Raw genomic sequence first — 12,133 nt, 5'->3', positions numbered from 1 at the left:
TCTTAGTTTTAGTTACTATATTATGGTTATTGTTTGTAATTTCTTATCTTGATGGTATAAGGGATTTGCATCTCTTGCTTCTCCTGATCCACGTAATAGTTTATAATGAGCGTGAGGATGACCGTGGCCTCCGCTTTTCCACCCAGTTCTTGGGTATGGATCGTGAAGGAGCCTTTCTTTCCTTCCTTGACCGAAGCCTCGGGAAGGTAGAAACGCTGTTTCTTGTCACAATCCTCTCCATTTACGGCCGTAATAAGGTGCTTATCATCATCTTTCACTTGGATCGAACTAAATTTCACCGTTTCCGGGACTGTTTCATCCTGCGGGAGACCTTTGATCGTGAAATCTCCTGTCACGCCTTCTATCCTAGATATCTCGAAACGGATCGACAAGTCACCGGCGGCTTGCAGGGTATGCTCAACAGGCGTCAGTATCTGCACGCCCGTCTTCTCACCATAGACCAAGGCGGTCGGGTAGACCCCGATGGGGAGGCGTTGCTCGGCTACTTCCAATTTCGTCGTGATGTTGGTTATCAAGACAGGGATGACCAGCAGGTCATTGCGGCGTACGAAGTCGAAGCCCGTGAGGTGCTCCGTACGAGGGCGGCCTTCGATCTCTACACCGAGGTGGATGCCACCGCCGTTCTCTCCGACGGCCGCATTGGTTTCAGGAATGTAGCGAATATAAGCTCGTTTACTACCGTTCTCGCCGTCCACAGGTTTGGCTTGTATTTCTTTTTCATTATCACCGGGTTTGATAGATTCAGTATAAAGATCCTCTAGACTTACTACAGAAGGATTCGCATCTTTCGGAAAAGATGGAACCAAAGGCTCTTCCAAGTCCTTGTCATCCTTAAACTCCAAATAATTCTCATTTCCCCAAGGCAAGAGCCAGATCGGCAGGCTTCCCTTGCGGAGGTTCATGATGTCCAATCGGTTTACGGTTATGGATTTATCTAAGTTATTGGTTATCTCCACTTGCACCTTGCCGATCATGCGGATCAAGGGAATCTCGAATTTGTTCTCTGCCGGAACGGGCAATACCGTATGCTTTTGGGCGTAACTGCTCATAGGGATGCGCTTTCGAGATGCTTCCTCGCCTCCGAATTTACCCTTTTTCTCCTCATTCCTTGTATCGATACTCGTTCCCGAGTCCAATATCTTCACCTCCGACAGTTCCGCCAAGGAATGTGCCCCGGTAATTTTTTGATACAACGATGTACCATCTTCCAGCGACTGCAAATTGGCGAACGCATAAAAAGAGTATTTGCCGAGAGGCAACTTCATCTCTACCTCCGTACGAGAATCAGGATTATTGATACCCGGCGTCCACGTACCATTGCTAGATGTATATCCGGCCAATTCAACGTTCTCATCATCATACGCCACCACCAGCCAGTCCGTGATGTCTCGCTCGTATTGATCCTCTTCCTCTTCCCAAAAATCCGCCTTCGTCATCATCTCGCCGGCTTTCGTTTGCGGCGGTCGTGCCGAGCGGGAAGTCCACAGGGTGATGGTCACGACACAACTGTTCGGGTCATCGTTGGGGAGATCGCCCCCCCGGTCTTCGCCGCAGGCTACGCAGAGCCAGCAGAGGCAAAGACCGGCGGCGACCGCCATCAATTGGTTATATAGGGTATAACGTCTCATCATTCGCGCTATTTAATAAATCTCAGTTTACAATATACCATCGTTGATACGGATCACCCAGTCTTTCACCTGTATCTTGAAGCAGGCGTACCCCACGATCGTAGGGTCTTCCGGATCAGGCCCATCGGGATTATCCGGGTTGTCCGGGTTGTCAGGATTGTCCGGTCCCGGCGGATCCGGAGGCGTAGGCTTATCCGGGCAATCGGGGCATACCTTCGGCGTAAGGAAGAAGATGATCGAGTACTCATCCTGCCGGTCCAGATACTCCTGCGGGGAGATACGGTGCCCCTCCATCTTGGTGAGAAGGAGGTAATCGTTGAGGTTCACGTTCAGCACATCCTTCTCCCATCCGTGATGACGGATGATGAGGCGGTAGTTGCGACTCGCCATCAGGCGCATGGTGTTCATCTCGGCCACGGCCACGTATTGCCCGCCCACGGTAGCGCCGGGAGTCGGGGCGGCTCCCAGCTCCACGTTCTCCGTATAATAAGGCAGGTAGTGGATGGTGGGATCTTGCAGCAGGGAATTGTCGTAATCCATATACCCGTTGTCGGCCACGATCCGGAAGGAGAAGTTATTCACGTCCATGTCCTCCCCCATCACGTTTTGCAGCACGACACGTAGCTTGTTGGTATTCTTGGCGAGGCTGATCACCTTCTCCTCGGGCATGTCGCGCGTCACGGTGAAGGTATCGAGGCTATGCCAAAGCGGGTGCAGCTCGTTGGGTTGCGTCGTATCGTCCTCACGCAAGGTACGTACCTTGACGTCTTGCGCCCTCTCGACAGCCCGCGACGCCTCGGCGGGATCGTTCCATGCGTAACTGCCCTTGTCCAGCCCGGCCCAAGTGACTACCTGATAGGTACCCGGCTCCATGTCGAGGGCGATGGAGTTCCGCTCGTCCAGCTCGCTCTTCTCGATCCGCCGCTGGAAGAGGAAGTTCCCTTCTTGGTCGCAGAAGAAGAGCGTAACGAAGTCTACCTCATGCTGGAAAGCGTCGGCGAATTTCATATTATAGTCGTACTTGAAATACAGGCGGAACTCGCAAAGCGGCAGCGAGTCGTCGTGTATCCAATCGCAAGCGTATAGCCCCACGGACAAGGCAGCTACGCCAATCAACTGTTTGCAGGTATGAAATAAACGGTTCATAATCATTTTATTAAGATACGCAGTAATCCTCCGCCCGTACTACTGGGGATGGAGGTAAACCATGATGCCCATTATAAGGTTCTTATGATGGGCATCGTAAGGTGGCTTGGATGGGCATCGTAAGGAGCTTACAATGCCCATCGTAGGAATCCCCCGGAGGGGTAGGGTTAAATAATGATGTCTTTGTTCGTGCGTTTCACCCAATCTTTCACGTAGATGGTGACGTCGATGGTAACATCATCCGTCTCATCCGGTTTGTCCGGCGTATCCTTACCCGGCGTGTAAGGCAGCGGGTCACCTAAGCCACGCACACCCGTCACGTACAATTGGTACACGTTGTTACGCACGATACAGAACTCCATCACGCCCATCATACCATCGTTCCCGTTATCGTTATGACGGATCCAGAACTTGTAATAGCTCTTTCCGCCTTTGTATAAGGAAACGTTGTAGAATTGGTACAAATTACCGATCTGATCCGGGGTGAATTTATTCGGCTCAGTGTAGGTATCAGGGAGATGACCACCGTCTTTCTCATTTTGTTCAATTCTAAATTCAAAATAGCATAGGCGCTTTTTTAGCCCATCAGTCCAGTTTGTTTCGCCCTTAATCATGTCACTAAGATATTTCTTAAACGCGATCTCAAATCCGTTCTGATCAGACATGGAATTAATTGCCTTTTGTACATCAGCAAATTTCGGTAATGTTACCTCATTCCAGCCTTTAATTAAGCCTTTCAATAAATTAGGATCCGAACCCTCTTCCAAATTAAATGCGCAAGCGGCAACAGACGGAAGATCTTTATAGACAGAACGGACAGTCGCACCCTCACCGTTCTTATGGACTGCCAAAAGGAATGTTTTATTGTCATCTAAAGGAACAGACTCAATAGAACCCGTTTCTTGATTATAGAAACTGACTTTAAAATTATCACCATCTGGCATAAACTCAGACTCGAAAATAACGCCGGTAGAATAACCATTTACTTGCGCCTCACGATCCAACGTGTTCTCCTTGGTGTACACGACGGGGTAATATATTCTATCATTCAATCCTTTATAAAAAGCTTCAGTATTAGCATCAGGAATCTTAGCCATATTCTCAACCCTATTTAAGTCTTTGTTTTCCGGATTAAAATAGTTGATATAAGAGTCCTTGAATTGAGCCCAAGGATTATTGCCTTCCCCCGTAGGTACCTCTTTTTTGCTGATCGACGGATCCAGCACATAATTATAAAAGCCACCCGGATTATTTAGCGCCGTCATAGACCATACTTCATCACCCAAATATTTAAAGTCATTACCTTTTTTAGTATAACTTCCAGCCATCGCATCCGCTAAACTTGACCCTTCGCCAAAGTTCTTATCCGCTTTAGGAGAGACCTGCTTAAACACGTAGCTGTTACCCTTCCATTGGTTCACGACCTTGTAACCCGTCAATTTGAATGAGCCTTTATTCTTTACCGGAGAACTTTCGAGTATTTTATCTGTCTCTAATACAGCAGCATATCCCAAGTCGATACGTGCGGCCATACGCTCCACGAATACGGTTGTTGCCGCCGGTTTCGTCTCATCTGTATTTTCCACGGAAATGTGAACAAGCGACTTCCCTATGCCATCTACGCCTTTCATCTTGTGCGTAGACATAATGAAGTGATCCGCTTTCGAAACCTGATTAGTGCCAGTCCATAAATCCTTTAAAGTTTCTCTGTCTCGTAACTCACCCAAAGTAGTAATACCCTCTATTCTATATCCGGCATTAACTACCGTAAATACTTGATAATCACATCCATCTACTGTCAGCTCCTCATTCATCGTCACCTTCATCGTCACTTTTCCGGCACTGTCATGATTAGGCTCGCCACCTCCACTCGGATCAACACCGGTCTTAGATTCATACCAACCCTGTCCGGCAATCTCTAAACTTTTATTTACGTCATCATTAAAGAAGTCCAAGGGGTTAGAGTCAAATGTATTACCGTCATATTTCACCAAGAAGATATTAACATCATACACCTTACCCTCATTAGCGCCATCGAACTCTTCCAAGAAACCGTTGCCGTCCTCGCCCCAGCCGGCACCATCGTTATTAGGATTAGAAGGAGTTCCTCCCGCCTTCGTCAATGCCCCCTTCGACACCGTGGAGACGTTCACTGTCATATAGACTTTGCCGCCATCGTCCTCACCACCGGAATTGCCTCCGTTTTCGATATCATCGGAGCAACCCGTAACCGCCAGCAAGAAAGCGGCGGCCGCGCTTAATAAATAATTCTTTTTCATGTTTCTCATTCGTTTTTATATTTGATACTCATTATTATCATCCTGCGATCACAGCTCTCGCCATCAATCAGCCAGTTCCTCCCGCTTCGCGGCGATCTGCCTCAAGTTCTCCTCCACCTGCGAGGCTACGGAAGGATCGCCGGACAACTTACCCAGCAGGGCCTCCGCCTCGTCCAAGCGGTTCTCCAGCATGGCGATGGCCGCCTCCGCCAAGGTACGCTCCGCGGAATCGGAAGTCTTCGCCAGATAACGGCGGGCCGATTCCAAGCGACCCGCGTCGATCGCCGTAAGGGCGGCGTTCAGGTTCGACACCGGATCCTCCGGATACATACGCACGGCAATCTCGAACACCTCGCGGTAAGCGTCGCTACCCGGTTCCATCGTCTGCGCCACCCGGAACATCTCGTTTAGACTCAACTGCCTAGGGTCCGAATAGATCAGCTCACGGGCCTCCTCTACCGTAAACGAGCGGATCGTGTAGCGCACCGCATAATCCGAATGGCGCAAGGCGGGATAAATATCACGCAAGAGCACCCGATACGAGGCCCCCCCGTTCAACGCCTTCAGCTTCGCCTCGCGGCGGTCGTAATCCTTCGGTTCGTCCGCACGGATGATGGCCAGCAGCTCCTCCTTGTCCGCAAGCGAGGAGTTCTCCACCCGTTTCTCCAATCCGGCCCAGTCCTCCGGCTCGAAATCCACCGTGAAACGGGCCTGCTCGAAGTGGTAAAGACCCTTCACATATTCGATCAACGCCTTGGCGCGATGCTCGGCCAAATAAGTGTTATGCTTATAGGTACCTTCCGGCGACGCGAAACCCTTGATATATACCTCCGTGATGGTAGCGTAAGGATCCTCCTTCACCGACGACACGGTCTCAAGGATCTTGCGCAGCTCTGAGGGATTATCGCGATACTCGGGATATATCTCCGTGCGGTTTACCGGGAAGTCGAGGAAGGCGCTTCCTTCCTTCACACGCTCTTTCACACGCTCCGCCTCCGGCGTGACGTAGGCCAAAAGCGGCCGCAATACCACAGGCTCCGCGATCCGGATCGGGAAAAGCGGCGACTTGTCATTGCTCAACGCCTCCCAGCCGCAACCGCAAAAATCGGCTACCAGCGACACCTCCGAACGCTCCATCCACTTGGCGAAAGGAATAGAGGCATGGTAATCGAACGTCTGCTCCTTCCCATTGTAACGGCGTAAGACAAACTCCCCGTTCGCTGCCGCGTCGCGCCCGGACCGGTCGTACTGGATCTGGCGGTTACGCCCGTTCACGATCACGGGAGGCAAAGCCCTTACGCTATCGCCCCGCTCGATCAGCGGCGTACAGACCAAACTCCGGTTGGCCGGTAGCGACAACTCGTCCAACGCTAGTTTCATATCAATTATCAAGCGATCGCCCACATGCTCCACCAACCGCTCCTTCACGACGATGGCGGTAGCCGTCTGCTGCGCCTGTACGGGAATCGTAGTACCCACACAACCGGCCAAACAAGCGATCCCAAGTATCATCCATCCTTGTAGATTCTTCATTTTTCAGTCCTCCATCGATTTAAAATTGGTAAATGAGATTGATCGCCGCCTGCGTAGGCCCGAAGTAATGCTTCTTGATCCCTTCTTGCTTGCGGCCGCAATTCGCGCAGGGATACTTGTCCGACTTCAAGTACAGATAGCCCACGCCCACCGTAGCCTCCAAGTTCCAATGGCGAGACAGCAGCCACGAGTATCCATAACTGATACCGGCTCCCGCGCCCCATCCCTGGTGACGCTCGCCCTCTGTACCCAGCCATTTGATATCGGCTACATTATATAATAGGTACGGAGTATGCACGCCGAGGAAATGGCCGTTAAACGTCTCGCAAAACCAATACCTCAACTCCGGGTGCAGACGCAAATGCTTCAGTGAGCGGCCATAACTCCCATCATCGTTCTTGCCGCTGAACGGATTCAAGCCTGCCTCCAACTCAAGTGTCCAATGACGGGCGAGATAAACTTCAGCCCCCAAATTAAACGTGGCAGTAGCCCAATAAGGAATATTGCTCTTGATCCCAATCATGGAGCCTTTCCCTTCGACCGGCACCCCCTGCGCTCTCGAAAGAAACGGGACTGCCAACAAGAATAGCATGAAAATCGTCTTCTTCATTCTTTCTTATTCATTATGGTTGTTAATCTTATATCTTTTCACCCTTCTGCCCCTCAAGACCTAACTTCCTAAAATCAACTAACGGCAAGAATGGCCCGTGGACTTATTTATGGAATAAGGTTTAGCGTTTCAAAAACGTCAGCGGAGAATAAACGTTAAACAACATTTTATTGTCGTTTATATAGTATATCAATAGACCACACGGAACGTTTCAGAAAAACATGTACATGTTTTCCTGAAAAGACGTACATGTTTTTTGGAAAACACGTACATGAAATCCAATAAATATTATGGTGTTTCTATACAGCTATCAATCAATGGCTTACATATAGGCCTATCCAAACGAGCTTATTGTATTATTTGTTTTTGATATTCAGGAGGAATTTGTAGAGTATAGAAATTCCTCTTTAGTTGAGAGAGTGAATCAATAAAGGTGAATATGGTTCATTTTAAAGACATAGCTTCCCCTAAATTCCTTATTTGGTGAAAAGAACTTGACAATTTTAATGCAGAAAAGTTGTGATAATAAAATATTTATTATGTATTTTTGTGAACTAATAGGGAGGAAGTTACTATTTTAACGCTAAAACTCCTTATTCCATAAATAAGCTCACAAACCATCCATCCTTTTCTCAAGAATCCGATTTACAGAGCCTATCACCTTCATGTTCGCATGAGCCAAACGTGATATATCCAATTCTTCCAGATAAAAACGAGTCGTTTTCTCCGACGAGTGCCCCAACGCCTGGCTGATCAAGGCCATCGGCATATCGCAGCGTAAAGCTTCTGATGCCCAACTATGGCGAACAACATACGACGTAAACGGATTCGGTAACCGTAAAGTTTGCCCAATCCGTTTCAGCCGGGCATTATGCCGAGCCAAGCTACGCTTATACCTCAAATGGTCCGGATTCTTGGGCGGAAGAATCGGGAACAAATACGGCGATCCGGTCGCTCGCTGCCGATCCGCGTATTTCCGGATCAATTGCAACATACTACTGGTTATCTCCAACCGGATCATACGTCCTGTCTTATGACGGTGATATACCAACTCATTCCCCCGGATATTCTGCCTCGTCAAGTACGCTATATCCACAAAAGGCATCCCGCAAGCCATAAAACTGAATAGGGAAAGATCTATCGATAATTCCACTTGCGGGTCATCCGCCACCTTGATCTGAGCGATTTGCTGGAACAAAGATGCGGGAATCGCACGCCTCGCCGTCATCGCACGCCGGAGTTTCAAATTCTCAAACGGATAATATGACGCAGGAATCAACGACTCTTGGCAAGCCGTATTATAAAGCGCCCGCAAACTACTGATATACGTATTTACCGTATTAGTAGCTAATCCTTTTCCCTGAAGATACGTGATGAAATCTATCACCAACGCACGATTCAAATCGGCCAAACAGAACCCCGGGTTCTTCACGAATCTTAAAAAATGCCTTACGGCCACCTCATACAACTCAGCTGTCCCTTCTTTCTTTAACTGCCGTTTCATGTCTCTTCGTTTTCCCATATAATCCATCAATGAGATTGCTAACTTTTTCTTACGTCCTCGTTTCATACTCCTTTCACTAAATTATTTATACTTTACACGAACAAATTAATTCAAATTATTACTTTTGTTCCCGAAAATAAGAAAATAGGTAACAATTAAAAGCATAAAAGCAACAATAAATAATATGGCAAACAATCGAGTCACATTCGGTAGTAAATTGGGCGTAGTACTAGCTACCGTAGGATGCGCCGTCGGATTGGGAAGCGTATGGCGCTTCCCGTATATGCTGGGAGCAAACGGAGGTGCGGCCTTCCTACTGGTCTACATACTTTTCATGATATTCTTGGGCATTCCGGTAATGATAACCGAGTTTTTCATCGGCCGGCATTCCCGCAGCAATACGGTGGGTTCTTTCAAGAAAATGGCTCCCGGTACAAAATGGTGCTGGATTGGGTACAACGGTATCTTGGCCGCGTTTTTGATCTTAAGTTATTACTCGGTCGTCTCCGGTTGGACGCTTGAATATGTTTGGCAAACGCTAAGTGGCCGTTTGTATGGACAGCCGGATATAGACTATACGGCCGATTTTCAGGATTTCGCTTCCAATGTCTTCCGTCCGATCTTTTGGATGGGCGCTTTTATCGGGTTGACTCACTTCGTGATTGTCTCGGGCGTAGAGAAAGGCATCGAACGGGCCTCTAAGATCATGATGCCGCTTTTATTCTTGATCTTGCTGATCATGTGCGTACGTTCCGTGACCTTACCGAACGCTGAGGCCGGATTGCTTTTCCTTTTCAAGCCGGATTTTAGCAAATTGACTTCCTCAGTGGTCTTGAGCGCACTAGGACAGGCTTTCTTCTCTTTGAGTTTGGGTATGGGCTGCCTGATCACTTACTCCTCTTACTTCGGGAAAGATACGAATATGCAGGCCACCGCTTGGCAGGTGACAATCATTAATACGCTTGTCGCCGTATTGGCCGGTATCATGATATTCCCGGCGGTATTCAGTTTCGGCATCACCCCTTCCGCTGGTGCGGAACTCGTGTTTATCACGTTACCGAACGTATTTGGGCAATTACCGCTGAGTGGCTTGTGGTCCTGTATTTTTTATATCTTGCTAGCGATGGCGGCACTGACTTCCACGATCTCTTTACATGAGGTAGCTACGGCCTACGTTCTTGAGGAGTTCCATATGACACGCAAGAAAGCGGCTTTGATCGTTTCCTTAGGAGTCTTTTTCTTAGGTATTTTCAGTTCACTCTCATTCGGGGTGATGAAAGGATTCACGATTGGAGGCTTGGCCTTTTTCGACGCGCTGGATTACTTGACCGCCAAGATCATGCTACCGCTGGGAGGTATGCTCACTTGTATTTTCGTAGGTACACGTGTCGATAAAAAAGTATTGAAAGCCGAGTTGACCAATGAGGGGACTCTTAAGTTCCGTCTTTTCGGCGCTTACGTATTCTTTATGAAATACGTGGCCCCAATCGCCATCGGTATCGTATTTTTGAACGAATTAGGGATCTTGAAATGGATTACCGGTAAATAATACCGAGAATTCCTTGTCAATAGAAACGGAACTTCTACCTTTGTCGGTGGAAGTTCCACAAATCAAAACATAAGACTATGAAATGGCGTGATTTACTTTATTTCTCCAAGGGGGAAAGGCAGGCTCTTACCCTACTCCTTTCCTTAATAGCGATGGCATGGATCGCAATTATCGGGACGGATTTCTACCGTTCCCAATTTCAAACAGTCCCATTGGCAAACACCGGAATCAAACAAGATTCCTCACGGATCTATTCGAATAAAACACCTTCAAATTTCATTCGGAAAGAAAAAGAATCCCATTCGAACGAAACTAAAATCCCTTCCGAATGGAAATCCAAACGCATCCGAAGGGAATCAAAGCCCCATTTCCCCTCTTATCCCCAAGCAGAAAAATGGCCGCAAGGAACGGTTGTCGAATTAAACTCGGCTGATACCACCGCCCTTAAAATGGTTCCGGGAATTGGTAGCGTTTTTGCCAAGCGGATCATTAAATACAGGGACTTACTAGGAGGATTTTATTCCGTGGAACAGCTAGGAGAAGTATATGGTATTGACGAGGAACGCTATGAAGCGATGAAATCGTGGTTTTCCGTGGACCCGTCAGTTATAAGTCATCTATTTGTCAACCAACTGTCAGCTAAAGAACTGGCCAGTCACCCATATGTCAGTTATAAACAAGCTAGGATCATTGAGAAAATGATCCGGAAAAAAGGGAAATTACAAGGTTGGGAGGATTTATCCCTATTGGAAGAGTTTCCGGAGCATGAACAACAACGATTACGATATTATCTTTCATTCCATTGATATTTTCACTATGTTTGTAACAAAACATATTCTGTATGATCTATCTGAAGCAAGTCAAATTACTGGACCCGGACTTGGTAGCCGGCAATCCCGAAGAACTAAAATACCCGTATAAGGCTCCGGCGGTACGTTTCACGGAATCATTCATTTTCCGCAAGCCGGTTACTTTCCTTGTCGGGGAAAACGGGGCGGGAAAATCTACCCTGCTGGAAGCGATGATGAGTAAATATGAGGAAAGGGATGAGGAAGAACCGGGTATGCTCTATGACGGAACCGAGGCCTACAAGATTTACGCCAATGTCTTACCCGAGCATATTAAGCTGATCGAAACCCGAAAACCGGAAAAGCATTTCTTCTTCCGGGCAGAATCCTTTTTTAACCATGCGGCCGAATTGGATAGGCAAGCCCAACTGGAATTACGTAAGTACAGCAAGATCTACGCCTATAAAGCTTACGGTGGCAGGAGTTTATTGGAGCAATCGCACGGCGAGAGCTTTCTCAGCGCTTTCCTGAATTATGCCAGCCGCAATACATTATTTATATTAGACGAGCCGGAAGCCGCACTCTCCCCACAACGGCAGCTGGCCCTTTTGGTGCGTATCCATGAACTGGTGAATAACGGTTGCCAACTGATTATCTCCACGCACTCCCCGATCTTGATGGCTTATCCGAACGCGGACATTTATGCCATCGATGATACCGGAGCGCACATCACCCCGTATGAGGAAACAGAGCATTACCAGCTCACTAAATATTTCCTCACGCATACGGAGCAAATGATGAAAGAACTGCTTGAGTGAGATTACTTCTCCCAAGCATTTACGATCTCGGCAATGTAAACGATATGCGCATTGCCGTTCTTCTCATCATACCAACGAGGGAAAACACTAGGATCTAAAAACTTAGCCTCCTCGATCTCGGACTTATAGACCACTTTACATTCCAACGTAAGGCGAGCTTCCTCGAATACAGGATTACCAGCCTCCGTAAAGAACGGTGTCAACCCCGTAGCGGCCACTTTATCAATCTCCCGGCCGGATTTAGAGCCACAAATGCT

10 protein-coding genes are annotated in these 12,133 nt (G+C 48.0%); 3 read left to right on the top strand and 7 right to left on the bottom strand.

Features of this window, described 5'->3' with window-relative positions; translation table 11 throughout:
• Positions 1–26: 26 nt before the first annotated feature.
• The 6 genes from DW205_RS18090 to DW205_RS18065 all read right to left on the bottom strand — a co-directional run bounded on the left by DW205_RS18090 (position 27) and on the right by DW205_RS18065 (position 8,787).
• Positions 27–1,652 (bottom strand): hypothetical protein, encoded by a 1,626-nt coding sequence (locus DW205_RS18090; RefSeq protein ID WP_008778655.1) that lies wholly within the window; start codon positions 1,650–1,652, stop codon positions 27–29.
• A 24-nt stretch (positions 1,653–1,676) separates the two neighbouring features.
• Positions 1,677–2,795 (bottom strand): FimB/Mfa2 family fimbrial subunit, encoded by a 1,119-nt coding sequence (locus DW205_RS18085; RefSeq protein WP_005863926.1) that lies wholly within the window; start codon positions 2,793–2,795, stop codon positions 1,677–1,679.
• A gap of 167 nt (positions 2,796–2,962) precedes the next feature.
• Positions 2,963–5,074, bottom strand: a complete 2,112-nt coding sequence (locus DW205_RS18080) for an Mfa1 family fimbria major subunit (protein ID WP_005863924.1) — start codon at positions 5,072–5,074, stop codon at positions 2,963–2,965.
• Between the two features lie 63 nt (positions 5,075–5,137).
• Entirely contained in the window at positions 5,138–6,607 is a 1,470-nt protein-coding gene (locus tag DW205_RS18075; protein ID WP_008778656.1) for a DUF3868 domain-containing protein, read from the bottom strand.
• Positions 6,608–6,626: 19 nt separating this feature from the next.
• Positions 6,627–7,217, bottom strand: coding sequence for a DUF3575 domain-containing protein (locus DW205_RS18070; RefSeq protein ID WP_005863920.1), 591 nt, complete (start codon positions 7,215–7,217; stop codon positions 6,627–6,629).
• A gap of 610 nt (positions 7,218–7,827) precedes the next feature.
• Entirely contained in the window at positions 7,828–8,787 is a 960-nt protein-coding gene (locus DW205_RS18065; protein ID WP_005863918.1) for a site-specific integrase, read from the bottom strand.
• Positions 8,788–8,905: 118 nt separating this feature from the next.
• Between DW205_RS18065 and DW205_RS18060 the strand changes: the two genes are divergently transcribed.
• From DW205_RS18060 to DW205_RS18050, 3 genes are all read left to right on the top strand, one after another.
• The gene (locus tag DW205_RS18060; RefSeq protein ID WP_005863916.1) at positions 8,906–10,270 is read left to right on the top strand and encodes a sodium-dependent transporter; all 1,365 of its coding nucleotides are present in this window, start codon (positions 8,906–8,908) and stop codon (positions 10,268–10,270) included.
• A 77-nt stretch (positions 10,271–10,347) separates the two neighbouring features.
• The gene (locus tag DW205_RS18055; RefSeq protein WP_005863914.1) at positions 10,348–11,076 is read left to right on the top strand and encodes a helix-hairpin-helix domain-containing protein; all 729 of its coding nucleotides are present in this window, start codon (positions 10,348–10,350) and stop codon (positions 11,074–11,076) included.
• Positions 11,077–11,111: 35 nt separating this feature from the next.
• Positions 11,112–11,876 carry an AAA family ATPase gene (locus tag DW205_RS18050; protein WP_005863912.1) on the top strand — a complete coding sequence of 255 codons (765 nt, stop codon included), beginning with the start codon at positions 11,112–11,114 and terminating at the stop codon, positions 11,874–11,876.
• A 2-nt stretch (positions 11,877–11,878) separates the two neighbouring features.
• On the opposite strand, the gene DW205_RS22625 is transcribed toward DW205_RS18050, so the two are convergent.
• Positions 11,879–12,133, bottom strand: a 255-nt coding sequence (locus tag DW205_RS22625; protein ID WP_233523159.1) for a flavin reductase, incomplete at its 5' end; no start/stop codon positions are given.

This window comes from Parabacteroides sp. AM17-47 (genome assembly GCF_003434625.1).
Taxonomy (GTDB): domain Bacteria; phylum Bacteroidota; class Bacteroidia; order Bacteroidales; family Tannerellaceae; genus Parabacteroides; species Parabacteroides distasonis.
The sequence above is the reverse complement of the archived record's forward strand: the minus strand, read 5'-3'. Positions and strand labels throughout refer to the sequence as shown.